This window comes from Actinomycetes bacterium, assembly GCA_035506535.1.
Classification (GTDB): domain Bacteria; phylum Actinomycetota; class Actinomycetes; order DATJPE01; family DATJPE01; genus DATJPE01.
On the sequence record DATJPE010000063.1, the window covers coordinates 278,945 to 305,473 of the forward strand.

The 26,529-nt window shown below is 72.9% G+C and carries 27 protein-coding genes; 11 read left to right on the forward strand and 16 right to left on the reverse strand.

Translation table 11 applies throughout. The features are described 5' to 3' along the window. Positions 1 to 10: 10 nt before the first annotated feature. Complete coding sequence (gyrB, locus tag VMI11_09960; GenBank protein ID HTY72731.1) at positions 11 to 1,999, reverse strand: DNA topoisomerase (ATP-hydrolyzing) subunit B; 1,989 nt, start codon at positions 1,997 to 1,999, stop codon at positions 11 to 13. A 378-nt stretch (positions 2,000 to 2,377) separates the two neighbouring features. Here gyrB and VMI11_09965 point away from each other — a divergent pair, with 378 nt between their 5' ends. Then, complete coding sequence (locus tag VMI11_09965) at positions 2,378 to 3,040, forward strand: FMN-binding negative transcriptional regulator (protein HTY72732.1); 663 nt, start codon at positions 2,378 to 2,380, stop codon at positions 3,038 to 3,040. Here the strand turns inward: VMI11_09965 and VMI11_09970 are convergent. The 4 genes from VMI11_09970 to dnaA form a co-directional block, all read right to left on the reverse strand. After that, entirely contained in the window at positions 3,031 to 3,408 is a 378-nt protein-coding gene (locus tag VMI11_09970; protein HTY72733.1) for a DciA family protein, read from the reverse strand. The genes VMI11_09965 and VMI11_09970 overlap by 10 nt on opposite strands. Before the next feature lie 241 nt (positions 3,409 to 3,649). Next, entirely contained in the window at positions 3,650 to 4,771 is a 1,122-nt protein-coding gene (recF, locus tag VMI11_09975; protein ID HTY72734.1) for a DNA replication/repair protein RecF, read from the reverse strand. 38 nt (positions 4,772 to 4,809) lie between these two features. Then, positions 4,810 to 5,952 (reverse strand): DNA polymerase III subunit beta, encoded by a 1,143-nt coding sequence (gene dnaN / locus VMI11_09980; protein ID HTY72735.1) that lies wholly within the window; start codon positions 5,950 to 5,952, stop codon positions 4,810 to 4,812. A gap of 465 nt (positions 5,953 to 6,417) precedes the next feature. After that, a complete protein-coding gene (dnaA, locus tag VMI11_09985; protein ID HTY72736.1) occupies positions 6,418 to 7,944 on the reverse strand; it encodes a chromosomal replication initiator protein DnaA in 1,527 nt (508 codons plus the stop codon). Positions 7,945 to 8,506: 562 nt separating this feature from the next. Here dnaA and rpmH point away from each other — a divergent pair. The 8 genes from rpmH to VMI11_10025 all read left to right on the forward strand — a co-directional run bounded on the left by rpmH (position 8,507) and on the right by VMI11_10025 (position 13,853). Continuing rightward, positions 8,507 to 8,644, forward strand: a complete 138-nt coding sequence (rpmH, locus tag VMI11_09990; protein ID HTY72737.1) for a 50S ribosomal protein L34 — start codon at positions 8,507 to 8,509, stop codon at positions 8,642 to 8,644. Between the two features lie 80 nt (positions 8,645 to 8,724). Next, complete coding sequence (gene rnpA, locus VMI11_09995; GenBank protein HTY72738.1) at positions 8,725 to 9,102, forward strand: ribonuclease P protein component; 378 nt, start codon at positions 8,725 to 8,727, stop codon at positions 9,100 to 9,102. Then, positions 9,099 to 9,365, forward strand: a complete 267-nt coding sequence (yidD, locus tag VMI11_10000; protein HTY72739.1) for a membrane protein insertion efficiency factor YidD — start codon at positions 9,099 to 9,101, stop codon at positions 9,363 to 9,365. Before rnpA ends, yidD begins: the two co-directional genes overlap by 4 nt. Before the next feature lie 3 nt (positions 9,366 to 9,368). Beyond that, positions 9,369 to 10,388 carry a membrane protein insertase YidC gene (gene yidC, locus VMI11_10005; GenBank protein ID HTY72740.1) on the forward strand — a complete coding sequence of 340 codons (1,020 nt, stop codon included), beginning with the start codon at positions 9,369 to 9,371 and terminating at the stop codon, positions 10,386 to 10,388. Positions 10,389 to 10,648: 260 nt separating this feature from the next. Further along, positions 10,649 to 11,131, forward strand: a complete 483-nt coding sequence (locus tag VMI11_10010) for a R3H domain-containing nucleic acid-binding protein (GenBank protein ID HTY72741.1) — start codon at positions 10,649 to 10,651, stop codon at positions 11,129 to 11,131. A gap of 6 nt (positions 11,132 to 11,137) precedes the next feature. Further along, on the forward strand, positions 11,138 to 11,857 hold the full coding sequence (gene rsmG / locus VMI11_10015) for a 16S rRNA (guanine(527)-N(7))-methyltransferase RsmG (protein ID HTY72742.1): 720 nt from the start codon (positions 11,138 to 11,140) through the stop codon (positions 11,855 to 11,857). Further along, positions 11,854 to 12,933, forward strand: a complete 1,080-nt coding sequence (locus VMI11_10020; GenBank protein HTY72743.1) for a ParA family protein — start codon at positions 11,854 to 11,856, stop codon at positions 12,931 to 12,933. The genes rsmG and VMI11_10020 overlap by 4 nt, the downstream gene beginning before the upstream one ends. Next, the gene (locus tag VMI11_10025) at positions 12,930 to 13,853 is read left to right on the forward strand and encodes a ParB/RepB/Spo0J family partition protein (protein HTY72744.1); all 924 of its coding nucleotides are present in this window, start codon (positions 12,930 to 12,932) and stop codon (positions 13,851 to 13,853) included. The genes VMI11_10020 and VMI11_10025 overlap by 4 nt, the downstream gene beginning before the upstream one ends. 99 nt (positions 13,854 to 13,952) lie before the next feature. On the opposite strand, the gene VMI11_10030 is transcribed toward VMI11_10025, so the two are convergent. Next, positions 13,953 to 14,909, reverse strand: a complete 957-nt coding sequence (locus tag VMI11_10030) for a D-alanine--D-alanine ligase (protein ID HTY72745.1) — start codon at positions 14,907 to 14,909, stop codon at positions 13,953 to 13,955. Beyond that, positions 14,906 to 16,255: a PLP-dependent aminotransferase family protein gene (locus tag VMI11_10035; GenBank protein HTY72746.1), complete on the reverse strand. Its 1,350-nt coding sequence runs from the start codon at positions 16,253 to 16,255 to the stop codon at positions 14,906 to 14,908. Before VMI11_10035 ends, VMI11_10030 begins: the two co-directional genes overlap by 4 nt. A 105-nt stretch (positions 16,256 to 16,360) precedes the next feature. Here VMI11_10035 and VMI11_10040 point away from each other — a divergent pair, with 105 nt between their 5' ends. Further along, a complete protein-coding gene (locus VMI11_10040) occupies positions 16,361 to 16,582 on the forward strand; it encodes a hypothetical protein (GenBank protein ID HTY72747.1) in 222 nt (73 codons plus the stop codon). An 11-nt stretch (positions 16,583 to 16,593) separates the two neighbouring features. Then, a complete protein-coding gene (locus VMI11_10045) occupies positions 16,594 to 17,235 on the forward strand; it encodes a GNAT family N-acetyltransferase (protein HTY72748.1) in 642 nt (213 codons plus the stop codon). A 67-nt stretch (positions 17,236 to 17,302) separates the two neighbouring features. On the opposite strand, the gene VMI11_10050 is transcribed toward VMI11_10045, so the two are convergent. The 9 genes from VMI11_10050 to murJ all read right to left on the reverse strand — a co-directional run bounded on the left by VMI11_10050 (position 17,303) and on the right by murJ (position 26,474). Further along, positions 17,303 to 18,472 (reverse strand): N-acetylmuramoyl-L-alanine amidase, encoded by a 1,170-nt coding sequence (locus tag VMI11_10050; GenBank protein HTY72749.1) that lies wholly within the window; start codon positions 18,470 to 18,472, stop codon positions 17,303 to 17,305. A 108-nt stretch (positions 18,473 to 18,580) separates the two neighbouring features. Continuing rightward, positions 18,581 to 18,910, reverse strand: a complete 330-nt coding sequence (gene trxA / locus VMI11_10055; protein HTY72750.1) for a thioredoxin — start codon at positions 18,908 to 18,910, stop codon at positions 18,581 to 18,583. A gap of 176 nt (positions 18,911 to 19,086) precedes the next feature. Next, on the reverse strand, positions 19,087 to 20,091 hold the full coding sequence (gene trxB / locus VMI11_10060) for a thioredoxin-disulfide reductase (GenBank protein ID HTY72751.1): 1,005 nt from the start codon (positions 20,089 to 20,091) through the stop codon (positions 19,087 to 19,089). A gap of 131 nt (positions 20,092 to 20,222) precedes the next feature. Next, positions 20,223 to 21,086: a hypothetical protein gene (locus tag VMI11_10065; GenBank protein HTY72752.1), complete on the reverse strand. Its 864-nt coding sequence runs from the start codon at positions 21,084 to 21,086 to the stop codon at positions 20,223 to 20,225. Continuing rightward, complete coding sequence (gene sigM, locus VMI11_10070) at positions 21,083 to 21,730, reverse strand: RNA polymerase sigma factor SigM (GenBank protein HTY72753.1); 648 nt, start codon at positions 21,728 to 21,730, stop codon at positions 21,083 to 21,085. Before sigM ends, VMI11_10065 begins: the two co-directional genes overlap by 4 nt. Positions 21,731 to 21,749: 19 nt before the next feature. Then, complete coding sequence (locus tag VMI11_10075) at positions 21,750 to 23,198, reverse strand: hypothetical protein (GenBank protein HTY72754.1); 1,449 nt, start codon at positions 23,196 to 23,198, stop codon at positions 21,750 to 21,752. 10 nt (positions 23,199 to 23,208) lie between these two features. Beyond that, on the reverse strand, positions 23,209 to 24,321 hold the full coding sequence (locus tag VMI11_10080) for a C40 family peptidase (GenBank protein ID HTY72755.1): 1,113 nt from the start codon (positions 24,319 to 24,321) through the stop codon (positions 23,209 to 23,211). Positions 24,322 to 24,350: 29 nt separating this feature from the next. Next, on the reverse strand, positions 24,351 to 24,758 hold the full coding sequence (locus VMI11_10085) for a hypothetical protein (GenBank protein HTY72756.1): 408 nt from the start codon (positions 24,756 to 24,758) through the stop codon (positions 24,351 to 24,353). 48 nt (positions 24,759 to 24,806) lie between these two features. Next, positions 24,807 to 26,474: a murein biosynthesis integral membrane protein MurJ gene (gene murJ / locus VMI11_10090; GenBank protein ID HTY72757.1), complete on the reverse strand. Its 1,668-nt coding sequence runs from the start codon at positions 26,472 to 26,474 to the stop codon at positions 24,807 to 24,809. Positions 26,475 to 26,529: the final 55 nt, after the last annotated feature.

The following is a 26,529-nucleotide window of genomic DNA, read 5'->3' on the forward strand; positions in this document are numbered from 1 at the left end:
GGGAAGCGGCTCAGATGTCGAGGAAGCGGACGTCGCGGGCGTTGCGCTGGATGAAGCGGCGACGGCTGTCGACGTCCTCGCCCATCAGCGTGGTGAAGATCTCGTCGGCCTGGGCCGCGTCCTCGAGGGTGACCTGAAGCAGGATGCGCTGCGCCGGGTCCATCGTGGTGTCCCAGAGCTCGTCGTGGTTCATCTCGCCGAGCCCCTTGTAGCGCTGGATGCCGCCCTCCTTGGGCAGCCGGCGCCCCGCTGTCTGCCCGGCCGCGATGAGGGCGTCTCGCTCGCGGTCGGAGTAGGCGTACTCCGGCGCGGCGTCGCGCCCCGACCACTTGATCTTGTACAGCGGCGGCTGCGCGAGGTAGACGAAGCCGTTCTCGACGACCGGGCGCATGAAGCGGAAGAGCAGGGTCAGCAGCAAGGTCCTGATGTGCTGGCCGTCGACGTCGGCGTCGGCCATGAGCACGACCTTGTGGTAGCGCAGCCGGTTGAGGTCGAAGTCGTCGTGGATGCCCGTCCCGAGCGCCGAGATGATCGCCTGGACCTCCTGGTTCTGCAGGATCCGGTCCAGCCGCGCCTTCTCGACGTTGAGGATCTTGCCGCGGATGGGCAGGATCGCCTGCACGCGCGGATCACGCCCCTGCTTGGCCGGACCGCCCGCGGAGTCCCCCTCGACGATGAAGAGCTCGCACTCCTCGGGGTCGGTCGACTGGCAGTCGGTGAGCTTGCCCGGCAGCCCTCCGCCGCCCATCAGCCCCTTGCGGTTGCGGGCCAGGTCGCGGGCCTTGCGGGCGGCGATGCGCGCGGTCATCGCGGCCTGGCCCTTGCGGACGATCTCCTTGCCCTCACCGGGGTTCTTCTCGAACCACTCGCCGAGCCGGTCGTTGACCACGGTCTGCACAAAGGACTTGGCCTCGGTGTTGCCGAGCTTGGTCTTGGTCTGACCCTCGAACTGCGGTTCGGCCAGCTTGACCGAGATGATCGCGGTCAGCCCCTCGCGTACGTCGTCGCCGGAGAGACGGTCCTCCTTCTTCTTGATCAGCCCCCAGTCCTCCCCGAACTTGTTGACCAGAGTGGTGAGCGCGGCGCGGAAGCCCTCCTCGTGGGTGCCGCCCTCGTGGGTGTTGATCGTGTTGGCGAAGGTGTGCACCGACTCGGAGAACCCGGTGTTCCACTGCATCGCCACCTCGAGGCTCATCGAGCCGCCCTCGGACTGCTGGGCCTCGAAGTCGATGATGCTGCGGTGCGCGGGGTCCTTGCTCGCGTTGAGGTGCTTGACGTAGTCGACCAGGCCCCCGTCGTAGCGGTAGGTCACCTCGCGGGGCTGCACCTCCTCGGCGCCGAGGTTCGCCTCCTCGTCGGTGGGCTCGGGCACCCGCTCGTCGCTCATGTGGATGGTCAGACCCTTGTTCAGGAAGGCCATCTCACGAAGTCGCGTGGAGAGGGTCTGGAAGGAGTAGCGCGTCGTCTCGAAGATCTCCGGACTGGCCCAGAACGTCACCGTCGTCCCGGTGTCCGCGCTCGGCTCCTCGCGGCGAAGCGGCCCGTCGGGCTCGCCGAGGGTGTACGACTGGCGCCAGACGTTTCCGTCCCGACGTACCTCGACCTCCAACCTGCTCGACAGCGCGTTCACCACCGAGACGCCGACGCCGTGCAGGCCACCGGAGACCTTGTACCCCTCGCCCCCGAACTTGCCGCCGGCATGCAGCACCGTGAGTACCACCTCGACCGCGGGTCGTCCCTCGCTCTCGACCTCATCGACCGGGATGCCGCGGCCGTTGTCGACGACGCGCACGCCGCCGTCGGCGAGCAACGTGACATCGATGCGCGTCGCGTAGCCGGCGAGAGCCTCGTCGACCGCGTTGTCCACCACCTCGTAGACGAGGTGGTGGAGCCCACGCTCGCCGGTGGACCCGATGTACATGCCTGGCCGCTTGCGGACGGCCTCCAGGCCCTCGAGGACCTGGATCGACGTGGCGTCGTAGGACAAGCGAGACCTCATCTCGGCGATTGCGGCGCCCGCGGCACCGGTCGGGGTCCACCGCCTCGGCAGGCGGCGAGGGATGGATCAGGCCGCCCGGGAAAGCCGGCGGCGGCCTGTCTGACTGCCGCTCATCCTACCCTGTCGAGGCCCCCTCAGCGGCCTCCTGTGGACCCCTGAGGCCCGTCGTGGCGCGTCGGCAGCGTGTCGATGATTCCCCCTACCGACCCACTGCCTCCGCGGGGCGCAGCGGCGGCGCACGCGGCGCACACCCCATACTCGTGACAGGCTCGTGCTCGTCGCAGGCCCCTGCTCGTCGCGGCCCTGCTCGTCGCAGGCCCGTGCTCGTCGCAGGCCCGTCCTCGTCCATCGCGACCCGTCCCCGCCGAGGAGCCAGGCGTGTACATCCCCAGACACTTCGCCGCGGGTGCTGATGACGTCCGGGCCCTGCTCGCCGGGCTGGGCGCCGCCGACCTGGTCACCATGACCGACGGTGGTCTGGTGGCCAGCTTCCTGCCCCTGCTGCACGAGCCCGAGCCGGGGCCCTACGGACGTCTCCTCGGCCACCTGGCCCGGCCCAACGACCAGTGGTCGCGGACCCCGACGGGTGAGGCCCTGGTCATCGTGCACGGTCCGAACGGCTACGTCAGCCCCACCTGGTACGCCGCCAAGGCGGTCCACGGCCGCGTCGTCCCCACCTGGAACTACGTGACGGCCCACGTGTACGGCCGGCTGGTCGTCCACGACGACCCGGTCTGGCTGCAGAGCCTCGTGCGCCGGCTGACCGAGCGCCATGAGCGCGGCCGGGACCCGGTGTGGAGCGTGGATGACGCACCCGAGGAGCACATCGCCGGCCAGCTGCGCGCCATCGTCGGGATCGAGGTGCTGATCAGCCGGGTGGAGGCCAAGCTCAAGCTCAGCCAGAACCGTCCGGCGAGCGACCTGCCGGGCTTGGTGGCAGGGCTGCGCGCCGACGGCCAGGAGGAGCTGGCAGGGGCGGTCGCCGATGCCAACGCGTCACGCGCGGCTGGCGAGACCTCCGACGGGACGGGTCAGCCGTAGGTGTCGCGAGGGCCCCGCCCGCCCGCGGAGAGTGGACCCTTGCGCCAGCTCGGCCGTCCCGGCCCCCGGACGTCGACGCGCGTGACCACGTCGTGCCCGACCTCCTCGCCGAGGCGCCGCAGCAGCTGGGGGGCCAGCGCCCGCAGCTGAGTGGCCCAGGCGGTGGACTCGGCCCGCACGACGAGCACCCCGTCGGTGAAGGTCTCGGGGGCGCAGTGCTCGGCCAGATCCGCACCGACGATCTCGGCCCAGCGGCCCAGGACCGCGCCCGCGGCCACCTCCGTCTCCCAGCCCCGATCGGCCAGCAGCCGCCGCACCGCGTCCCCGAGCCGTTGCGGGTCACGGTCGTCGGGGCGGGAGCCGCTCACCGGCCCCGCCTCGCCGCGCCGAGCGGCCCGGCGGCGAAGCCGCGCCGCGCCGTTGGCTCGCGCGTCCGCCTTGGCGCGCGCGAGCATGGCCCGGGCCAGGTCCGGCCCGGCGGGTGGCGCCGCCGGCTCCGCCGCGCCCGGTCCGTCGGGTCCCGCCCGACCCGGATCAACCGGCCCGGGGCCCGCCCGACCCGACTCAGCCCGACCCGACCCAGCCCGACCCGACTCAGCCCGACCCGACTCAGCCGACACGGCGCACCCCGCTGTCCGCCACCTCGACCCGTGCCCCGTCCAGCACGGCGGGGACGTCGTCGGGCACCGCCGCGGTGACCAGGACCTGCTCGGCCGGAGCCACCAGTTCGGCCAGGCGAGCCCGCCGGCCGGTGTCGAGCTCGGCGAAGACGTCGTCGAGGACCAGCACCGGCTCGCCGCCGTCCGCGCGCAGCAGGTCGTAGGCCGCCAGACGCAGCGCGAGCGCGTACGACCAGGACTCACCGTGACTGGCGTAGCCGCGCGCCGGCAGCCCAGCGAGCTCGAGGGCCAGCTCGTCGCGGTGAGGCCCGACGCTGGACACTCCCCGCTCCAGGTCCGTCCGGCGCGCCATCCGCAGCGCGTCGAGCAGCACGTCCGTGAGCTCGCCACGACCGCCGGGCAGGTCCTCCCCGGCGCTGCAGACGTACCCGAGCTCCACCGTGCCGCTCTCGGGTGCGAGCGCGGCGTACGCCTTCGCCACGAGGGGCTGCAGCTGGGTGGTGAGGGACAGCCGCGCTGCCAGCAGCTGGGCGCCCGCCTCGGCCAGGTGGCTGTCCCACACGTCCAGGGTCGGCAGTTCGCCGGCCCCCCGGAGCCGGGCGGCGCCCGCGGACTTGAGGAGGGCGTTGCGCTGCTTGAGCACGCGCTCGTAGTCGGCCCGGACCGCGGCGAAGCGGGGAGTGCGAGCCACGAGCAGGTCGTCGAGGAAGCGACGCCGCTCGGATGGGTCCCCCTTGACCAGGGCCAGGTCCTCCGGAGCGAAGAGCACCGTGCGCAGGATGCCCAGGACGTCTCGGGCACGCGGGACCGGGCCTCGGTTGACGCGCGCGCGGTTGGACCGCCCCGGCGTGATCTCGATCTCGACGAGGGTGGGGCGATCGTCGCGCACCACGGCGACTCGGACCACGGCACGCTCCGCGCCCCGACGGACCAGGGGGGCGTCACCCGCGACCCGGTGGCTGCCGAGCGTGGCGACGTACCCGAGCGCCTCGACCAGGTTGGTCTTGCCACGCCCGTTGGGACCCAGCAGCACGCTCACCCCCGGGGCGAGCTCGAGCTCCACCTCGTGGTGGTTGCGGAAGTCGCGCAGTGAGAGGTGCGAGACGTACACGGGATCCGCCGGCCTCCCCTTCGGCCGCCGGCGAGCGCTCAGCCCGAGAGCCGCACCGGCATGAGCAGGTAACGGTAGTCGTCGGTGGCCACGGCCGCGTCACCGGAGCGTCCGGTCAGGACCGCCGGTTTGGTCGACGTGGTGAACGACAGCACGGCCGTAGGCGCGTCGATGGCCCCCAGGCCGTCGAGCAGGTACTGCGGGTTGAAGGCGATGGTGATCGCCTCGCCGCTCAGCGTGGCCTCGAGGGCCTCGCTCGCCTGCGCGTCGTCCCCCGCACCCGCGTCGAGCTGTACCTCCCCGTCGGTGAACGAGAGCCGGACCGGGGCGTTTCGCTCCGCGACGAGCGCGACCCGGCGCACCGCCTCGACGAAGGGCGCCGTCTCGATGGTCGCGACGCTCGCCGACTCACTCGGCAGCAGCGCCCGGTACTTGGGGAACTCGCCGTCGAGCAGCCGCGAGGTCGTGCGGCGCGAGCCCGACGCGTCCTCCGCCTCGAACCCGATCAGTCCCTCCCCGACCCCGCCGGAGCTCAGCGCGAGCGAGATGACATCGCCCGTCGCCAGGGCCTTCGCCGTGTCGGCCAACGTGCGGGCCGGGATCAGCGCCACCGCCTGGGCCTCGGCGGACCCGGGGTCCCAGCCGAGCTCGCGGACCGCGAGCCGGTAGCGGTCGGTCGCGGCGAGGGTCAGCTTGCCGCCGTCGATCTCGAGCCGGATGCCGGTCAGGACCGGCAGCGTGTCGTCTCGCCCGGCCGCCACGGCCACCTGGGAGACCGCCGCGGCGAAGCTCGACCCGCGGACGGTCCCGGACACCGCCGGCATGTCCGGCAAGGAGGGATAGTCCTCCACCGGCAGTGTGGGCAGCGAGAAGCGGGCGCTGCCGCACACGAGCAGCACCTTGGTGCCCTCCGTGGTCAGGGTCACCGGGCGTGCGGGCAGGCTGCGGCTGATCTCGGCCAGCAGGCGCCCGGACACCAGCGCGGTCCCGCTCTCCTCGACGCCCGCCTCGACCCGCACCCGCGCCGACACCTCGTAGTCGAAGGAGGAGAGGGTGAGGTGGGAGTCGGCCGCCTCGACCAGCAGGCCGGCCAGCACCGGGACCGGCGGGCGCGCCGGAAGGCTGCGCGCCGCCCACGCGACCGCGTCCGCGAGTACGTCGCGCTCGAGCCGGATCCTCACCGATCCTTCTCCTCCTCGTCCGGATGTCCTCGCCCGAACCCTAGAGCCTCGCGGTGATGCTCCGCCGGATCCGCCCGATGCCGGGGAACGCGTCGTCCCCAGGCCAGGCTTGCCTCACCTTGGGGGTTGATCTCCAGATGAAGTCTTGTGGTTCGTGGTCATAGGGGCGGTGGAAACTGGGGACGACGGGGGCCTTGATCTCCTCGCCTCGCCCTGTCCCCGCAGGTCAGAGCGCCGACGGCGACGTCGCGGCGGGCGACCGGAGGCCCTTCGTCCCTGGGGAGGACCTGGGGACGTCTCGGCCCGTGGCGGGCAGCGGTTGGGGATGCCGCCGGCCACGCAGCCGCGACCCACACCGTCCCGGGCGGCGATCCACGCTCGTCCACACAGTTGTCCCCATGCTGTGCACCCGGGCCGCCGCGCGGCCCACCCCCGTGCCCACCCCGCCGCCGGAGCCGGCCTGGCTCAGGCGCGGGCCTGGGACCGGATCCGGCTGGTCAGCTCGGTGACCTGGTTGTAGACGCTGCGGCGCTCGGCCATGAGCTGGCGGATCTTGCGTTCGGCGTGCATGACCGTGGTGTGGTCACGGCCACCGAACTGCTGCCCGATCTTCGGCAGGCTGAGCTCGGTGAGCTCGCGGCACAAGTACATCGCGATCTGGCGCGCGGTGACGAGCACCCGCGAGCGGCTGGACCCGCAGAGGTCCTCCATCGACAGCCCGAAGTAGGCGGCGGTCTGGGCCATGATCGTGGCCGAGGTGATCTCGGGGCTGGTCGCGTCCGTGATCAGGTCCTTCAGGACGACCTCGGCCAGCGCCAAGTCGACCTGCTGACGGTTCAGGCTCGCGAACGCGGTGACCCGGATGAGCGCACCCTCCAGCTCGCGGATGTTCGTCGCGATCTTGCTGGCGATGTACTCGAGGACCTCGGGCGGGGCGGAGAGCCGGTCCTGGGCGGTCTTCTTGCGCAGGATCGCGATCCGGGTCTCGAGGTCCGGGGGCTGGACGTCGGTGATCAGTCCCCACTCGAAGCGGCTGCGCATGCGGTCCTCGAAGGCCTGCAGGAGCTTGGGCGGCAGGTCCGAGGTGATGACGATCTGCTTGTTCGCGTTGTGCAGGGTGTTGAAGGTGTGGAAGAACTCCTCCTGGGTCTGCACCTTGCCCGCGAGGAACTGGATGTCGTCGACCAGCAGGACGTCGACGTCGCGGTAGCGGCGCTGGAAGGCGGCCGCCTTGTCGTCGCGGATGCTGTTGATGAAGTCGTTGGTGAACTCCTCAGAGCTCACGTACCGCACCCGTGCCCCGTTGTAGAGGCTGCGCGTGTAGTGCCCGATGGCGTGCAGCAGGTGGGTCTTGCCCAGCCCGCTCTCGCCGTAGACGAACAGCGGGTTGTACGCCTTCGCCGGCGCCTCCGCCACTGCGACGGCGGCCGCGTGCGCGAAGCGGTTGCTCGAGCCGATGACGAAGGTCTCGAAGGTGTACTTCGGGTTCAGCCGACTCGGCTCGGTGTCCCGGCGGCTGTGCGGTTGGCCGGCGCCTGGACGCACCGGCGGTTCGAAGACGTCGGTGCCGGGGTCCCCGGGCTGCTGGGCGCGGTCGCGCTGGTCGGGCACCCAGACCTCGAGGCCGCCCTGCGCGGGCCGTGCTGCTAGGGGGTCGACCGCCTCGCGCTGGGCGGCTGCGTCCATCTGGGCGGCGAAGGTCGAGTCGGCGATGTCGTCGGTGAGCTCGTCCAGGAACCCCCGGTCGCTGAAGTCGGTCTCGGTGGCCTCCGGATCGACGGCGACCGCGATGGCGACGTCGCGGCCGAGCTCCGCCGACAGGGCCTCGGTCAGTACCGGCCGGAGCCGGTTCTCGATCACGTCGCGCGCGAAGTCGTTCGGGGCCGCGATGAATGCGGTGCCGCCGACCAGTCCCATCGGGCGGGTGAGCCGCAGGAAGGCGACGTGACGAGGGGAGACGTCGCCCAGCCCGGCGAGGGTTCGGTTCCACACCTCGACGAGCTCGGACGGGACGTCGGTGACCGTGGACTCCACGAAGGACCTCCAGCGAAGTGACTATTGGTGATACATCAGGCACTGCGTGTCACGAAGCACTACGTGTCACCGCCTTGACGCCGACGCGTGCGCCAGCACCGAGGTGCGACCGTGCCGCCCGGGGGCCGCCGGGGTCCCCGTGGGGTCTCCTGCGGTTCGCGCGAACCGGAGGCGGACTCACCCTGCGGGCGGTCGCAGGGAGAGCCCTGCTGTCCACACGAGAATCCACAGGTTGTGTACGGGGGAAGTCCGGCACCGCGACCCTAGCCAGGCCGGGCGATCCGGTTCAAGGCGTTGTCCACAGGTACGGCGTGGCGTTCGGCGTGTCGCTCCCCGACCCGCCCGAGGTGAGCGGGAAACTGGGGGGTTGGCCGAAGGGCACCGAGTCACGCCGACGGTTTGACCGGTCCGGAAGCCGCCCGTACCGTTGGGCCACGAGCAGACCGCTCGCCTTCCCGACGGGGTCGCACCCCTCATCGCACGTCCGCTGCCCGCAGCGGCGCCGCCGCCAGGAGTTCCTGTGAGCAAGCGCACGTACCAGCCGAACAACCGCCGGCGGGCCAAGACGCACGGGTTCCGTCTCCGCATGCGCACCCGGGCCGGGCGGGCCATCCTCTCCGCTCGGCGGCGCAAGGGCCGCGCCGAGCTCTCGGCCTGACCTGGCCGCGCCGGGCCTGGTAGGTCCAGCCCTCGACCACGCATCCCCCAGCCACTCGTCCAGCAGGAAGTCGAAGCCCCGTGCTCCCTCCCGCCAACCGCATGCGCAGCCGGGAGGACTTTGCCCGGGCGCTGCGCGGGCGGCGGGTCGCCTCCGGACCGCTCGTGACCCACCTGGCGCGGACCGGTACGGACGAGCCGGCGCGGATCGGGCTGGCGGTCAGCCGCTCCGTGGGGTCCTCGGTGGTTCGGCACCGGGTCGCACGCCGGCTGCGCCACCTGCTGCGCCTTCGCCTGGACCGCTTCGCACCCGGTGTCCTGCTCGTCGTTCGCGCCCTGCCCGCCGCGGCGACCGCGACCTCCGCGCAGCTCGGCGTCGCCCTCGACTCGGCACTGGACTCTGGGCTGGGCGCGGGGCTGAACTCTGGGCTCGGCGCCGCACCGGTGGTCAGGCTATGAGCGCGCTCGACCGGGCCCGGGTCGTCGTCCGCTTCCCGTTCCTCTTCCTCATCCGCGCCTACCAGTTGCTCATCTCCCCCTGGACCGGCGCGTCCTGCCGGTTCAGCCCCTCGTGCTCGCAGTACGCCTACGAGGCGATCGCCACCCACGGCGTGCTGCGCGGCGGCCTGCTCGCCGTCCGCCGGCTCGGCCGCTGCCACCCGTGGAACGCCGGCGGCCTCGACCCGGTGCCCCCGCGCCGCACCGCCGCCCGAGGAGCCTGAGCCGTGCCGCATCTGTTCAACCCGCTCTACAACGCGGTCTCCTGGGTCCTGCTGCGCTTCCACAACCTGCTCAGCCTGGTGTTCCCCTCCGGCAGCGGCGCCGCGTGGGGCCTGGCCATCGTCGGCCTGGTCGTCTTGATCCGCATCGCGCTGATCCCGCTGTTCGTCAAGCAGATCAAGGCCCAGCGCGGGCTGCAGGCGCTCCAGCCACAGATGACCGAGCTGCGCAAGAAGTACGGCAACGACCGCCAGAAACTCTCCGAAGAGACGATGAAGCTCTACAAGGAGACCGGCACGAACCCGCTGTCCTCGTGCCTGCCGGTCTTCGTCCAGATGCCGTTCTTCTTCGCCCTCTTCCATGTGCTCAACTACGTGTCGCACGGCCGCCAGGTAGGGGTGCTCAGCAAGGCGGACGTCGCCTCCTTCCATCACGCCAAGGTCTTCGGCGCCCCGATCTATGAGACCTTCGTCAAGGCGACCAGCGTGCACACCAAGGTGGTCGCGATCGCCTTCATCGTGTTGATGTCGGCGTCGCAGTTCATCACCCAGCGCCAGCTCATGGTCAAGAACATGCCGATCGGGCAGGACAACCCGATGGCTCAGCAGCAGCGCCTGATGCTGTACGGCTACCCGGTGGTCTTCGCCGTCTTCGGCATCAACTTCCCGATCGGGACCTTGATCTACTGGCTCACCACCAACGTCTGGACGATGGGTCAGCAGTTCTACGTCATCCGCCGCAACCCCACGCCCGGTTCGGCGGCCTACCTCGAGCTGCAGGCGCGGCGCAAGGCGGCCCTGCAGCCCGCCGCCGCCCTCACCGAGGCAGCGCCGGCCGACGAGCCCGCGCCGCCGAAGCGCCAGCAACCCAAGCGGCAGACCCGCAGCCAGCGCCGAGCTCCCGCCAAGGCGGGGCCGAAGGCGGGCGAGCCGGCCTCGTCGGGGCCGGCCGACGTCGCCGGGGACCCTGACGGGGACAGCCCCGAGGGGGAGAGCCCCGACGGGGAGAGCAAGGAGGCTTCGTGAGCACGCAGGACCCCGAGGTGGACGCCTCCGTCTACCCCGACGTCGACCCCGACGTCGACCCCGGCGAGAACGCTGACCTCGCCGGGGCCGTCGGCGAGCCTGACTCCGTCCTCGAGCCCGAGGCTGTCCTCGAGCCGGAGGCCAGCGTCGCCGGCCACGACACCGGCGACGAGCCCGGCGAGCAGGACGACGGCGCGGAGCACGACGACGCGGAGGACGACAGCGAGCAGGACGACAGCGAGCAGGACGACAGTGCAGCCGTGGCGCCGGCCCGGCGAGCCGGGCTGGCCGCCCAGCTCGAGCGAGAGGGCGATGTCGCCGCCGACTACCTGGAAGGGCTGCTCGACATCGCCGACCTCGACGGCGACATCGACATGGACGTCGAGGGCGATCGCGCGCTCGTCTCGATCGTCGGCGGCGACCTGGGCATGTTGGTCGGCCGCGACGGCCAGGTCCTCGATGCGCTGCAGGAGCTCACCCGGCTGGCGGTCCTTCGGGAGACCGGGGTGCGCAGTCGCCTCATGCTCGACGTGGACGGCTACCGAGCGCGCCGGCGCGAGGAGCTGACCGACCGGGGCCGGGCGGCGGCCGAGGAGGCGCGCCGGACGCGCGCGCCGGTGCGGCTGGCCCCCATGTCGGCGTTCGAGCGCAAGGTGGTCCATGACGCGGTCGCCGCGGCCGGCCTGACGAGTGAGTCCGAGGGCGAGGAGCCGAACCGCTTCGTCGTCGTGCTGCCGGCCTAGTTCCACGTGGAACAGCCCCAGTCGGCGCTCGCGGCGCCCGAGGGCGCGCGCGAGCTGTTCGGGACTCGCTGGCCTCTCGCAGCGGCGTACGTGCGTCGCCTGGTCGGGCCCGGGGTCGAGCGGGGCCTCATCGGACCTCGCGAACGGGACCGGGTGTGGGAACGGCACGTGCTGAACTGCGCGGTGCTGGGCGAGCTGGTCCCGGTCGGCGCCCGCGTGGGGGACGTGGGCAGCGGGGCCGGCCTGCCGGGCATCGTCCTGGCGATCTTGCGCGAGGATCTGCACGTCGACCTCATCGAACCCATGCAGCGACGGGTGACGTTCCTTCGGGAGAGCGTCGCCGAGCTCGGCCTGTCCGGTTGCCGGGTCGTGCGGGCACGTGCCGAGCAGTTGGCCGGCCAGGCCTCCTACGACGTCGTCACCGCCCGTGCGGTGGCCCCGCTGGACCGGTTGCTGGCCGGCACGATGCCGCTGCTCTCCCCCGGTGGGAGCCTGCTCGCCCTCAAGGGGGCGACGGCCGAGCAGGAACTGGCCGCCCTCCCCCGTGAGCTGCTCGCCGGCGGCTCCGCCCGGATGGTCGTGCTCAGGTCGGTCACCGGCGAAGCGACCCGAGTCGTCGTCATCACCGCGGCAGACCCAGCCTCGGCAGTGCCGGCTGGCCCAGCGTCACCAGGCCCAGCGTCGGAACGGGAACCCAGCACGTCGGCTGCGGCGAGGCCTCGATGAGCGCGGACCAGGGCCTGCCCGGCGCCACGCCCTCGTGCCCGTCGCCCAGCGATGTTTCCCGTGAAACATCAGCTTCGGGCACATCAGCTTCGGGCACATCAGTTTCGGGCCAGCCTGTCGACGCCGCCTCGCTCCAGGCGGCGTTCGGGGCCGTCGCGGGTGGGGAGGACACCCCCATCGCGGCGGCCGCCGAGACGGCGGCCCGGCTGCGGACCGGCCTTGTCGGCCTGCTCCCCCGGCCGAGTCGCACCCGTGTCCTCACGGTGGCCAACCAGAAGGGCGGGGTCGGCAAGACGACGACGACGGTGAACCTCGCGGCCGCGCTCGCCCTCCACGGACTGCGCACACTGGTCGTCGACCTCGATCCCCAGGGCAACGCCTCGACCGCGCTGGGCATCGCCCACCACAGCGGAACCCCGTCGGTCTATGAGGTGCTGGTCGACGACGCCGAGCTCAATGGTGTGGTGCGCCCCGTCGAGGGCGTACCCCATCTGTTCGGCGCGCCCGCGACGATCGACCTCGCGGGCGCGGAGATCGAGCTGGTCTCCCTGGTGGCCCGCGAGACCAGGCTCGCCCGGGCGCTGGGCACCTACCTGGAAGCCTCGGCCCTGGTCGGGCGGCGCTTCGACTACGTCTTCGTCGACTGTCCGCCCTCCCTCGGGCTGCTGACCGTCAACGCCCTCGTGGCGGCTCGGGAGGTGCTGATCCCGATCCAGGCGGAGTACTACGCGCTGGAGGGACTCGGCCAGCTGCTGCGCAGCATCGAGCTGGTCCGGGCCCACCTCAACCCCGGGCTGACGGTGAGCACGATCCTGCTCACCATGTACGACGGCCGGACCAGGCTGGCCGCACAGGTCGCCGAGGAGGTCCGCGGGCACTTTGCTGACCTGGTCCTGCCGACCGCGATCCCGCGCTCGGTTCGGGTGTCCGAGGCACCCGGGTACGGCCAGACGGTGATGACCTACGATCCCGGCTCGACGGGCGCGCTGTCCTACCTCGAGGCGGCCCGTGAGCTCGCGAGGGCCGGGACCGCACCCACCGCGCGCGAGGAGCAGACCCGAGAGGCAGGAGCGTGACCGTACGCAAGGGCGGGCTGGGCCGAGGGCTCGGCGCGCTGATCCCCACCGGCGCGGTGGAGACGCTGCCGTCCCCCGCCCCGACCGCCGGGCGGGAGGAGGGTCGCGAGCTCGTGCCGGCCGCGCCGGCACACTTCGCCGAGCTGCCGCTCGACGCCATCGTCCCGAACGCCCGGCAGCCGCGCCAGGTCTTCGACGAGGAGGCCATGGCGGAGCTGGTCCACTCGATCCGTGAGGTCGGGCTGCTGCAGCCGGTGGTCGTACGGCCGCTGCGAGCAGGCACCTACGAGTTGGTCATGGGGGAACGGCGCTGGCGCGCCGCGCAGGTGGCCGGCCTCCCCCGCATCCCCGCCATCGTCCGTGACACCGGCGACGACGCCATGCTCCGGGACGCGTTGCTGGAGAACCTGCACCGCAGCCAGCTGAACCCCCTCGAGGAGGCGGCCGCCTACGACCAGATGCTGCAGGACTTCGGCTGCACGCACGAGGAGCTGGCGGCGCGCATCGGCAGGTCCCGACCGCAGGTCACCAACACCTTGCGCCTGCTCCGCCTGCCGCTCGGCGTGCAGCGTCGGGTGGCCGCTGGTGTCCTCTCGGCCGGCCATGCCCGGGCCCTGCTCGGCCTCGAGGACCCGGACGCTCAGGACAGGCTCGCCCACCGCATCGTCGCCGAGGGACTCTCGGTCCGAGCGGTCGAGGAGATCGTGGCCATGGGCGGGCCGGAACAGCCGGCCGAGCCCCGTCGTCGGCGCCCCGCGGCGGGGGGTCCGGAGCTCTCGGAGGTGGCCGCCCGGCTGTCGGAGCGGTTGGAGACCCGGGTCCGGGTGCAGCTGGGGCGCAACCGCGGCCGGGTGACGATCGAGTTCGCCTCCGCGGAGGACCTCGAGCGCATCCTCGCTCTCATCGAGGGCGGGGAGTAGATCCTCGCCCTCGATGAGAGCGACCAACAGTCGAGATCGACCAACAGCCGGTGACTTACCCCATCTTATGGGGTCTGATGCTTCTTCTCTGAGATTGAGCTAAGTCACGTCGGGTCCGCGGGCCGCCGCCGTCTCCACGAGGTCGCGGCACAGCTCCCCCAGGTCGAGGCCGGCCGCAGCCGCGGCCTGGGGCAGCAGCGAGGTCTCGGTCATGCCCGGCGCGGCGTTCACCTCGAGGATCCAGACGCCGCCGTCCGCGGCCACGACGAGGTCCGACCGTGACAGGTCGCGCAGCCCAAGCACGTCGTGCGCCCGCTGCGCCGCCTCCATCGCCGCCTGTTCCGCCGGCTCGCTCAGGCGGGCGGGTGCGAAGAACTCGGTGGTTCCGGCGGTGTAGCGGGCGGCGTAGTCGTACACCCCTCCGTCAGGGACGATCTCGACCGGTGGCAGGACGCGCGACCTGCCGCGCGGCTCGACCACGGCGACGCCCACCTCGGTGCCCGCCACGAAGCGCTCGACCAGTGCCGTGTCCCCGTAGGAGAAGGCGGCGACCATCGCGGTCGGCAGGTCCTCGAGGCGGTGGACCACGCTGACGCCGAGTGCCGATCCACCATGAGTGGGCTTGACCACCAGGGGCAGTCCGAGGCGCTCGACGATCGCCTCCAAGACGATGGCGGCGCCGAGCTCCCGGAAGGTCTCGTGCGGCAGCGCGACCCCGTCGGGAGTGTTGAGTCCGGCGGCGGCGAGCACCGCCTTGGCCACCGGCTTGTCGAAGGCGACCCGACAGGCAGCGGGCGTCGCCCCCACGTACGGCAGTCCCAACAGCTCCAGCACGTCACGCAGCGCCCCGTCCTCCCCGGCCTGCCCGTGCAGGAGCGGGAAGACGACCGACGGGCGCTCGGTGCGCAGGGTGGCGACCAGGGCGGCGTCGACGTCCAGGACGTGCACGTCGACGCCGACGGCGCGCAGCGCCTCCGCGACCCGCCGGCCCGAGCGCAGCGAGACGTCCCGCTCGTGGGAGAGCCCCCCCGCGAGCACAGCCACGGGGCCGCTCATGCGAGGTCCGGGCCGGGGGTGTCGGCCAGGTTCCACGGGCCCACTGGCTCCGGCTGCGACGGCGGCAGCCCGATCGGTCCGAAGGTCGAGGTGAGGTCGAGCTCGGCCTGGACCACGCCGGCGAGTCGTCGGACGCCCTCGCGGATGCGGTCCGGCTCGGGATAGCAGTACGACAGGCGAAGGGACGACCGCGCCTCGGGGGAGGTCTTCGCCCAGCCGGAGTAGAAGCCGGTCCCCGGGACGTAGGCGACCCGGGCCGTGACCGCCCTCGGCAGCATCGCCCCGGCATCGAGGCCGCCCGGCAGGGTGACCCAGGAGTAGAAGCCGCCGGCTGGCCGGGTCCACGTCGTGCCGGCCGGCAGGTACACCGCCATCGACTCGAGCAGCGCGTCACGGCGCTCGCGGTAGAGCTCGCGGAAGGCCTTCACCTGGTCGAACCAGGGTTGGGTGGACAGGTAGGCCGCCACGGTCAGCTGGGAGTACGCCGGGGGGCACAGCACCGACGCCTCCGACGCGAGGACCAGCTTCTCGCGCACGCCGTGGGGTGCGACGACGAAGCCGACCCGCAGTCCCGGGGCGAAGGTCTTCGAGAACGAGCCGACGTACAGCACGCCCTCCTCCTCGTCGGCCCGGATGGCCCGCGGCACCACGCCGTCGAAGCCCAACAGCCCGTAGGGGTCGTCCTCGACCAGCAGCAGGCCCGCCCGCCGCGCGACCTCGAGCACCTCGCGCCGGCGGTCCGGACCCTGGGTGACGCCCGCCGGGTTGTGATAGCTCGGGATCGTGTAGACGAACTTGGCCCGCTTGCCCGCCCGCGCGACCGCGTCGACGGCGTCGGCCAGGGCGGCCGGTACCAGCCCCTGCTCGTCCATCGCGACATGGACGACGTCGGCCTGGTAGGCGGCGAAGGTGGACAGCGCGGTCACATAGGAGGGCGCCTCGGCGAGGATGACCTCGCCGGGATCGACGAAGACGCGGGTGATCAGGTCGAGCGCCTGCTGCGAGCCGACCGTGACGACGACGTCGTCGGGGTGGGCGTGGATCCCCACGGTAGGCAGTACCTCGGCCGTGATGAGCTCACGCAGGCCCTCGTCGCCCTGCCCGGAGCCGTACTGCAGCGCGCGGGTGCCGCGCTCGAGTAGCAGGCGCGCGACCGTGTCCGCCACCGCCTCGAGCGGGAGGGCCGCGACGTAGGGCATCCCGCCGGCGAGCGAGACCACCTCGGGGCGCGAGGCGACCGCGAACAGGGCCCGTACCTCGGAGGCGGTCATTCCTCGCGTCCGCGCGGCGTACGCCTCGACCCACGGGTCCAGGCGGCTGCCGTGGGGTGGCTGCGGAAGGCTCACCACCACCTCCTTCGCCGCTGCGGGCCACGAGGGCGTGGACGGTCGCGCCACGCCGGCCTCTACGATGCCCTACGAGACGCCCAACGCGTGCGAGGAGGTCCGGTCGTGAGACTTCTTCGGCTCGTGGTGGTCCTGCTGCTGCTCGCTGCGGCCGCGGCGTTCGTCGCGCGGCTGCTCAAGCCGCAGTCCGTCCTGAGCGACACCGGCCCCGACCTGGGCTACGTCGGCCCGACCCCGTCCGAGGGTCCGCGCGTCAGTGTCGCCGACGCCGTCCCGCTGGTGCCGGAGCCGCGCTCGCCCTCCGACGAGCCCGTCGACGTCGACTGAGGCGGACCGCGATGGTCTCGCGGCGGGTGGTGAACCTGACCCTGGACAACCTCGCCGACCTCCCTGGCCCCTGCCGCTCGTGCGTGTTCTGGGAGCTCGACCCGGTCGCGGGCGCCCGGGCCGTGGAGTCCGGTGACCCTGCCCTGGAGAAGGAGGCGTGGGTCAGCGCCACCCTCCTCGAGTGGGGGTCGTGCGGCAAGATCGCCTATGTCGACGAGGCGCCGGCCGGGTACGTGCTGCACGCCCCGCCCGCCTACGTGCCCCGCGCGGTGGCCTTCCCCACCGCGCCGGTCAGTGCCGACGCCGTCCTGCTGATGACCGCGCGCATCGTCCCCGAGTTCACCGGCGCCGGGCTGGGCCGGATGCTCGTGCAGTCGGTGGCCAAGGACCTGCTGCGGCACGGCGTACGGGCCATCGAGGCCTATGGGGACGCGCACTGGGACGGCCCGTCGTGCGTGGTACCGGCGGACTACCTGCGCTCGGTGGGGTTCAAGACGGTCCGCCCGCACCCGCGCTTCCCCCGGCTGCGGCTGGACCTGCGCACGACGCTGACCTGGCGCGAGGACGTCGAGACCGCGATCGAACGTCTGCTGGGCTCCATGCACCCGTTCCCGGTGGGTGCGCACCGGGAGGGCGTCCCCTCGCGGCCCTGAGGATCCCCGGCCCTGAGGATCCCGGTCGGGACGGCGCCCGGAGAGCGCGAGCCTTGCCAGGAGCGGGCTAGCGGATCAGCTCGGGCAGCCGCAGCACCCCGGTCGGCGTGTCGTCCTCGGGGGGCAGGAACAGCCGCTGGATGGCCACCGTCGCGGCCTCGGCGATGGTGTCCCGGAACGAGGGGTCGGCGAGGCGGGCCGCGTCGCCGGGGTGGGTCAGGTAGCCGACCTCGAGGCGTACCGCGGGCATCCGCGTCCAGCGCAGCAGGTCCCACGTCTTGGCATGCGTGCCGCAGTCCAGCAGGTCCGTGCGGGCGACCAGCTCGCGCTGCAGCAGTCCCGCGAAGCGCTGGCCCACCGCGGAGAACGCACCACCCGGGTGCCCCTCCGAGCCGTAGTAGTAGGTCGCGACGCCGCGGGCGTGCTCGCCGGCCGCCGCGTCGCAGTGCAGCGAGAGGACGAGGTCAGCGGCCACGGCGTTGGCGAAGGCGGCGCGCTCCGCCTCGTCGGGCGCCGGCTGGTCGCGGCCCAGCAGGCCGCGGGTGAGGTAGGCGCGCACGCCGAGGGCGACCAGGCGACCCTCGACCCGGGTCGCGAGGTCCCAGGCGACCTCGGCCTCCTCGATGCCGTGGCCCGCGCACCCGCGCTCGAGGCCCCCGTGCCCTGGGTCGAGGACGATGACCTTTCCGGTGAGCCCCGGCCCGCCGCTTCGGATCGACTCGCTCTCGCGCATCGCCTGCGGGGCTCCGCCCGTCACGGTCCGGGCGAGGCGGAGCAGCGCCGCGTACGTCGCCGGACCGGCGGTGCCGTCGTCCGGCAGGCCAACGTTGCGCTGGAACTCCCGGAGCGCACGCTCGGTGGTCCGGCCGAAGATGCCGTCCACCCGGCCACAGTCGAAGCCCATGTCCAGCAGACGCTGCTGGAGCGCGGCCACGTCGTCGCCGGTCATCATGTGCGACACCGACAGCTGCAGGATGCGGTCCCCCAGTCGCCAGCGGGCCTCGTCGAGCAGCCGCCAGGTCTGCGGCCCCACGATGCCGTCGGAGGTCACGCCACGCTGCTGCTGGAACGCCCGGACCGCGCGGTCGACGTCTCGGTCGAACACGGCGTCGTCGAAGCCGGACTCCGCCCCCGAGCTGTCAGGGGCCGAGGGCAGCAGGCCGAGCTGCGCCAGCCGCGAGCGGATCTCGGCGACGGCGGGTCCGGTGGCGCCCAGTCGGTAGACCGGGGAGGGCACGGCCGGGGTCACCTCCCGTGGAGCTCGGGGGTGCGCACCGACGACCCCGTGTGCAGGGCAGGGTACGTGGCCGCAGCCCGGGACGCGATGCTCGGGCCGCGCAACGCGTCAGGCGATGAACGCCTCGAGGTCACGCAGCAGTGCCGCCTTGGGCTTAGCGCCGACGATCGTCTTCACGACCCGGCCGCCCTGGTAGACGTTGAGCGTGGGGATCGAGGTGATCCCGTAGGTGGCCGACGTCTGCGGGTTCTCGTCCACGTTGAGCTTGACGATCTCGATCTTGTCGGCGTGCTCGCTCGCGATCTCCTCGAGGATCGGGCTCACCATCCGGCAGGGGCCGCACCATTCCGCCCAGAAGTCGACGAGGACGGGCTTGTCGCTCGCCAGGACGTCGGTCTTGAACGACGCATCGGTGACGGTCTTGGTGTTGGCGCCCACAGGGGTCTCCTTCGTTCGAGGGCGGTGCGCGGGTGGTCCGCCCACGGGTGTGTGCCGGTACCTCGTGTGCTGACCTTCACCGGGCTACAGCGTCCGCCGGGTGGCGGTTGTTCCCCGACGTCCGTCTGTTCCCCGACGTCCGTCCGGGAGCCGGATCGTACGTGGCATGGGGCGGCTCAGACCGCCGACGCCGCGGCGAGGCGCTCTCCCGCGTCCCGCTCGTCCGGGTCGTCCCGGTTGGCTCGGTCGGCGAGGTCGGCAAGGTATCGCTCGGCGTCCAGGGCGGCGGCGCAACCGGTCCCGGCCGCGGTCACCGCCTGGCGGTAGGTGTGGTCGACCAGGTCGCCACAGGCGAAGACCCCGGGCAGGTTGGTCGCCTGGGAGCGGCCCGACACCACGACGTAGCCCTCGGCGTCCACGTCGACCTGCCCGCGGAAGAGCTCCGAGCGCGGGTCGTGGCCGATGGCGACGAACAGCCCGGTGACGGGCAGCTCGCGCGTCTCGCCGGTACGCACGTCCCGTAGCCGGATCCCGGCCAGCCGCTGCTCGCCGAGGATCTCGGCGACCTCGCTGTTCCAGGCGAAGCGGATCTTCTCGTTGGCCATGGCGCGGTCCTGCATGACCTTGCTCGCCCGCAGGGTGTCGCGTCGGTGGACGATGGTCACCGAACGGGCGAAACGGGTCAGGAAGGTCGCCTCCTCCATCGCGGTGTCGCCACCGCCGACGACGGCGATGTCCTGGTCCTTGAAGAAGAACCCATCGCAGGTGGCACACCAGCTGACCCCGTGCCCGGAGAGCTCCTTCTCCCTCGGCAGCCCGAGTTCGCGGTAGCCGGACCCGGTGGCCAGGATGACCGCCTTCGACCGGTGCTGGTGGCCCTCGCCGTCGACAACGACCTTGACGGGGCCGGTGAGCTCGACGGCGGTCACGTCGTCCGGGACCAGGTCGGCGCCGAAGCGCTCCGCCTGGGCACGCAGGCTGTCCATGAGCTGCGGGCCCATGACGCCCTCGGGGAAGCCCGGGAAGTTCTCCACCTCCGTGGTGTTCATGAGCGCGCCGCCGGCGGTGACCGACCCCTCGAAGACCAGCGGCCGCAGGCTCGCCCGCGCGGCGTAGATCGCCGCGGTGTAGCCGGCCGGCCCGCTGCCGATGATGATCACGTTGCGGACGTCGTCGCTCACTGCTTCGCCTCCCTGCCTGGGACCGACGGCCCGTCGGGTCTGGGCGGGTCCCTCGGCCGCCTCAACGGATGCTAGCCGCCCGCCATTCCGGCCCCGGCCGCGTGCACGTTCGCCTGCCGGCGCGGCGACGCTCAGCGGCTGACGGTGGCGAACTCCACGACGTCCGAGCTGTCGCTCACCGCTCCGCAGGTGGGCCGGACCACGTAGACCGCGACGGAGCTGGCGTCGGAGGTGGACGGCAGGACCACGACCAGGACGGGCTGGGTGCCCCAGCGTGCGACGTCGACCGCGATCGGGGTCCGACCGTCCCCACTGGTGAGCTCCCGCACGCAGGCCGCGAGCCGGGTCGGCGTCGTCGCGGTGGCCTCGGCCGAGCCCAGCGACATGGTGGACGACGTCGGGGTCGAGCTGGGTGGCACCGCCCTGGCGCTCGCCGCCGCGGACGTGGCACTGCCCTGGGCAGCGAGGGAGGCGGCGCCGGGCGTGCTCACCGGCGAGCCGGTGCCGGTGAGCAGGCCCCTCGTGAGGAGGGCGAGGTTCGCGGCGTCGTAGGACCGGCCGGTGCGCGTGAGGCGAGGCGCGCCCGGCTGCTCCGGGGTGGCTGCGAGGGGGGCGGTGGCCCGGCCGGTCGACGAGGAGGCGGCTACCGTCGCTCCCTCGGCCGCCGCCGTGTCCGCCCCTCCGGAGGGGCTCGAGGAGCCTCGGTCGACCACCGCGATCCCGACCGCCACGGCGGCCAGGACGCCGACGACCGAGGCCGCGACAGTGAGGACGACCGGGCTGCGGGACGGTCGCCGCTGCGCGCGGGCCTCGTCCAGAGGCACCACGTCGGCGGCACCGGGCGCCGCGATCGGCGGCTGGGCCGCCAGGGCCGCCTCGATCCGCGCGAGCACCTCGACGGGCATGCGCTCGGTCGGCAGGGAGGCGAGGAGGGCGTGGACGGCCTCCTCCTCCTCCGGTGACAGGGGCTCGAAAGCCTCGTCGTCGTCGTTCATGGCCGTTCACCTCCCAGGGCCTCGTCGTGGGGCTGCACGGGTGGGACGGACGGGGAGGCCTCGGCGTTCCCGCCGAGGGTGTGGCGGTCGCCACCGAGCAGTGGCTGGAGCAAGGGTGCGAGTCGGGCCCGCCCGCGAGAGCAACGGCTCTTCACCGTGCCCGGGGCACAGTCGAGGATGCGGGCGGCCTCCTCGACCGAGTGACCCTCCAGGTCGACGAGGACGAGGGCGGCGCGCTGCTCCGGGGGCAGGGCCCGTAGCGCCTCGAGCACGACGAGGGAGGTCTCGCGCTCCGCGAGCCGGTCGCGGGGGTCGGCGACCCGGTCCTCCGCCTCGGGCAGCGGCACGGACGGGCGCGCGGCTCGTCGGCGCAGCACGTCCAGGCCGGCGTTCACGACGATGCGGTGCAGCCAGGTCGTGACGGCCGCCTCGCCACGGTACGAGCCGGCCCCGCGGTAGGCGGAGATCAGGGCCTCCTGCAGGGCGTCGGCCGCGTCCTCCGGGTTGCCTGTGGTCCGCAGCGCCACGGACCACAGGCGGTCGCGGTGGCGCCGGACGAGCTCGCTGAAGGCGGAGGCATCGCCACTGACATGACGCGCCAGGAGCGCCCGATCGTCGGGATCGGTCACCTCGGGCCCCGTCACGGGCGCCAGGGTACGGCGATCACCCGCGCAGGACGCTGACCTCGCTGACGCCGCCCCGATAGCCGCCGCTCGCGCGAGGCAGCCGGGTGAGCCAGAGCAGGACGTAGCGTGCCCGCACCGGGCGCGCCGCCTGCACGGTCACCAGGTGGGGGGAGGAGTCCGACGCGCCGAACAGCTGGTAGTCGTCCGGCATCGCGCCGGGGCTCATCGAGGTGCGGACCTGCAGGTCGGTCCCGGCGCCGACCAGGTCGACCCGCACGGCGCCGACGGTCTGCTCCGTCCCCAGGTCGAGCAGCAGCCCCACTCCGTGCTTGGGAGCCAGGTCAGGAGCCTGGTAGAGCAGGGTGTGCCACGCGGTGGCGAGGTCGCCGTCGACGGCGTAGGGCACCTCCTGGGGCTTCTCGGAGCCGTTGCCCTCGGGGTCGAAGTCCTTCACTCCGCGGATCTCGATCGGGCCGACCGGCGCGGTGCTCCCGGTCCTCATGCTCCCCGGCGACGTGGCGAGGCTCCTCGCCGAGCTCGCGGTCGCGGCGGCCGCTCCGCCGCCCTGGCTCGCGTGCAGGAGGAGCGAGGCCGTGGCGACGGTCGCCCCCAGAACCACCGCGGAGACGACGACCGCGACCGTGCGCCGCAGCCACGGGCTCGGTTCGGGCTGCTCCGGCGAGGCGACGGACTCCGGGCCGGGGACGTCGGAGAGCAGGACGGAGAGCGGTCCGGTCGCGGCGCTCTCATGGTCCTCGCGCAGGCGCCGCTCGACGTCCTCCAGCTCCTTGGCGACCTGGTCCGCGTCGTCGGCCGACTCGAGCAGCTGCGCCAGGCAGGTGTCGAGGGCGGGCGGGACCCCGGCACGAACCTGCCGGGCGCGAAGCGGGCGGCCGTCGGTCTCCGGGGCCGCCGGCAGCGCCGCCTGCGCCGTGTGCCCGGCCCAGCGTCCGGTCACCGCGGCGTAGCTGACCGCGGCGGCATCGCGCGCATCCTGGACACAGCGCGAGATGTCGGCGTCCACGTCCCTCCCGGCGAGCGCCCCGTCGACCGCGATCCCGAGCACGCGGATCCGGCCGTCGTCGCCGAGGATCACATCGGCCGGGACCAGCTGACCGTGCACGACGCCATGCCGGTGCGCCTCGGCGAGCACCCGGGCGAGCTCGGCGCCGATCCGGCAGGCCTGAGCCACCTCCACCGGCCCCTCCGCCAGCCGGTCCACCAGGGTGCGGCCGGCGACCCACTCGCGGACGACGAGGAGCGAGCCGTCCGGCTCCCGGACGACGTCGTAGACGTGCACCGTCCCGGGGTGGGGCAGCCCGCCGGCTCGGGCCGCCGCGTCCGCGACGGCGTGCCGGTGGGGGTGCGAGGCGGCCACGACCAGGACGGCCACCGGGCGGTGCAGGACGGTGTCGGCGCCGCGCCAGAGCGCCCAGTCGGCGCCCTCCGCGACCCGGTCCTGCAGCAGGTATCGGCGGTCGGGCACATACCCGAGGCTAGACGCCGGGTGGTCGGGTGGCCCCGATGTAGCCGTCCAGGTACATCCGCGAGAAGTGCACCACGTCACCGGTGTGCGGCGCCTCGATCATCCAGCCGGCGCCCACGTAGAGCGCGACGTGGTGGATGGTCGCGGGGTTGGTCACGTCCGTGGCCCAGAAGAGCAGGTCGCCCGGCTGCAGGTCGGCCAGCGCCACGTGCGGACCCACGTTCCACTGCTCCCGCGAGGTGCGCGGCAGCGTGACCCCGGCGGCGGCGTAGGCCCACTTGGTGAGCCCGCTGCAGTCGAAGGCGTCCGGGCCGTTGCCTCCATAGAGATAGGGCTTGCCGATCTCGGCGCGGGCAGCCGCGATGGCCTGGGCCGCCTCCGGTGAGGCCGGCGGCAGCGGGTTGGGCAGGTCGGCGCTCACCGCGATCTGCGCGGCGGTGAGCGCGGCGGCCGCGCGCGCCTCGGACGCTGCCTGGGCCGCCGCGATGTCTTGCTGCTCGAGGCGCAGGACCTCGGCCGACGCGCTGGACAGGGCGTCCGACCGCTTCTGCAGCAGGTCGACGACGGCGGCCTGGGCCGCGTCGGCCTGGTCGGCGAGGGCGGTGCGCTGGTCGGCGAGGCGTTCCAGGCGCAGGGTCGTCACCTGGACCGCGGCCACGCGGGCCTGGACGCTGCCGGCCACCTTCTGCTGATGGCGCAGGACCCGATCGACGGTGTCCAGCTGGGTGAACACGTCCTGCGGCGAGTCGCCCCGCAGGAGCGTCGGCAGCAGCGTCATGTCGCCGGCGGACATGTACAGCGCCCGGACCTGCTGGGCCAACGCCGCCCGGTCGTCCTGCCTGGTCAGGTCCAGCTGGTCCAGCTCGTGCTGGGCCTGGACCTGCTGCTCGACGACGTCGCCGAGTGCCTGCTCGCGAACGGCATAGGCCTCCCCTGCGACCTCGACCTTGGTCTCGAGGGCGGATACCTGGTCGGCGAGCTGGAGCGCGCGGTGGCGTGCCCGGTCGGTGGGCGTGTCCGCGCTGGCCGGGTTGGAGGAGAGCGCTGTGGCGGCGAGGAGGAGCAGGGCGGTGAGTGCGGTCGTCGAGCGACGCAGGAGCGCCGTCGCGGAGCGGGGGGCCACGGTGCGTCAGCGGTCGGGCGTGGACGCGGTCACGTCTGGTCCTGCGCCTGCCCGGTCGCCGTCATGGTCGCCCAGCCCCGGCTGAACGAGAACCGCTTGACCAGCACGGTGTCCACCGTGTGCGTGACCTTGACCGTGACCAGACCGGTCGTGGGCTGGATGCTGAACCCACCCGGGGGGATCGAGTCGCCGTGGGCGGCGACCTCGTCACGCGCCTTGGTGTAGGCCTTGTCCACGCTGTGGGTGTCCGACCACGTGTCGTGGGCGTCCTGGGCGACCTGGTCGGCCTCGTCTGCGGTGCTCACGCGCCCCTGTCCGATGGACACGGCGTCGTAGCCGACGACCCCGACCACGGCGGCTACCAGGACGATCCTGGTCAGCCACCCGATGACGATGGAGCCGGCGTCGCCGGACGTGCCCAAGCGCGCAGTCCGCATACCCCCTAAAGTCGGCGGGCCCGGGGCCCGCCTTGAGCCGCTGGGACCTCAGCCGCGGGCCGGGCGGGGGCGCAGCGGTGTACGCCGCAGCAGCGGCTCGAGCAGCTGCGCGAGCTCGGGGACGCCAAGCCGCATGGTCAGCGGCACGAAGATGACCGCCGCCACCGCGAGGCCCGCCAGCAGCGCCGCGGCCACGGCCAGCTGGCGGGTGCCCAAGAGGTGGGTCAGCCCGTGCGCGACCAGGGTGGCCGGGACGAAGGCGACCACCGATGCCAGGGCCAGCCGCACCATGGCGCGGACCGTGACGTAGGTGTCCAGGCCGCCGAGGCGCCGGGACAGGATGCGCCAGGAATAGAACGTCGTGACGATGTAGGAGAGGGCGAGCGCGAGACCGAGAGCAGGGACGCGCAGGTCGCTGGGCGCGAGCGCGTACAGCAGGACCGCGAAGCCGGCGTTGAACACGTTGAGGACGACGTTGACCCAGAAGGGGGTCCGGGTGTCCTCGACCGCGTAGAAGCCGCGCAGCAGCACGTAGAACACGGTGTAGGCCACCAGCCCGACCGAGAGGGCCTGCAGGGTGACACCGATGGCGTGCGCCTCGTAGGCGTCGGTGCTGCCCCACCGGTACAGCAGCGTGGAGATGTAGGGCCCCAGGGCGAGGAATCCGACCGCGGCCGGCAGCACGAGGGCGCACGACGTGCGGACGCCGGACCCGATGTCGCGTCCGACCCCGGGCAGCAGGCCGTCGTGCGCTGCGCGGGACATGCGTGGCAGCAGCGCGGTGACGATCGACACGGTGACGATCGAGTGCGGCAGGATGAAGAGCAGGTTGGCCTTGGTGTAGACCGAGAAGCCCACGCCGGTTCCGTGCGCCCCCCCGCTCTCGTTGGCGCCGGTCGCGAGCCGGGTGACCAGCACGTACGTCAGCTGGTTGACCAGGACGAAGGCGATGGTCCACCGGGCGAGGACCCAGGCGTGGCCGAGACCGTGGCCGCGAAGGTCGCGTCGCGGACGCAGCCGGTAGCCGACGCGGGCCGCGGCGGGAAGGAGCACGAGGGCCTGGGCCACCACGCCGGCGGTCGTCCCGATGCCGAGCAGGCGAAGCTGCTGCTGTGTGATCGTGTCGACGGTCAGGCCGGTCCCGGCGGTGGCCATGAACCACACGAAGACGGCGATGACGACGACGTTGTTGAGGATGGGCGCGTACATGGCCACGACGAAGGAGCCCCGGCTGTTCAGCAGCTGCTGGTACATCGTGAACACGCCGTAGAAGAAGATCTGCACCAGGCAGTAGCGGGCCAGCACGGTCGCGACGTGCAGCTGGTCCGGCGTCGGGTTCTTGGTGTAGATCTGGACGATCAGGGGCGCTGCGGCCACGGCGAGCACCGTCACCGCGACGAGGACCAGTCCGACCGCCGTGATCAGCCGGTCCGCGTACCCGTCGCCGCCATCCGGGTCGTCGGTCATGTGCCGGACGAGCTGCGGGACGAACACCGCGTTGAGCACTCCGCCCACGAGCAGGATGTAGAGGATGTTCGGGACCACGTTCGCGACCCCGTAGGCGTCGCCCAGCAGGCCGGTGCCCAGCGCCGCGCCGACCACCGGCTCGCGCAGCATCCCCGTGACCCGCGAGAGCACCGTCCCCCCGGCCATCGCCCGGGTCGAGGCGAGCAGGCCCGCGGAGTCGGGGTCGTCCGGCGCGTCGGTCGCGCTCACCCGTGCCGCGCCTCCTCGATGACGTCGCGCGCCGCGGCGGCCGCCGCGGCGCCAC

Coding starts and splice junctions, on each gene's coding strand:
- VMI11_10020 (HTY72743.1), top strand. CDS start 11,854: ATGAGCGCGGACCAGGGCCTGCCCGGCGCCACGCCCTCGTGCCCGTCG.
- VMI11_10030 (HTY72745.1), bottom strand. CDS start 14,909: ATGAGCGGCCCCGTGGCTGTGCTCGCGGGGGGGCTCTCCCACGAGCGG.
- yidD (HTY72739.1), top strand. CDS start 9,099: ATGAGCGCGCTCGACCGGGCCCGGGTCGTCGTCCGCTTCCCGTTCCTC.
- VMI11_10045 (HTY72748.1), top strand. CDS start 16,594: ATGGTCTCGCGGCGGGTGGTGAACCTGACCCTGGACAACCTCGCCGAC.
- VMI11_10065 (HTY72752.1), bottom strand. CDS start 21,086: ATGAACGACGACGACGAGGCTTTCGAGCCCCTGTCACCGGAGGAGGAG.
- gyrB (HTY72731.1), bottom strand. CDS start 1,999: ATGAGGTCTCGCTTGTCCTACGACGCCACGTCGATCCAGGTCCTCGAG.
- VMI11_10085 (HTY72756.1), bottom strand. CDS start 24,758: ATGCGGACTGCGCGCTTGGGCACGTCCGGCGACGCCGGCTCCATCGTC.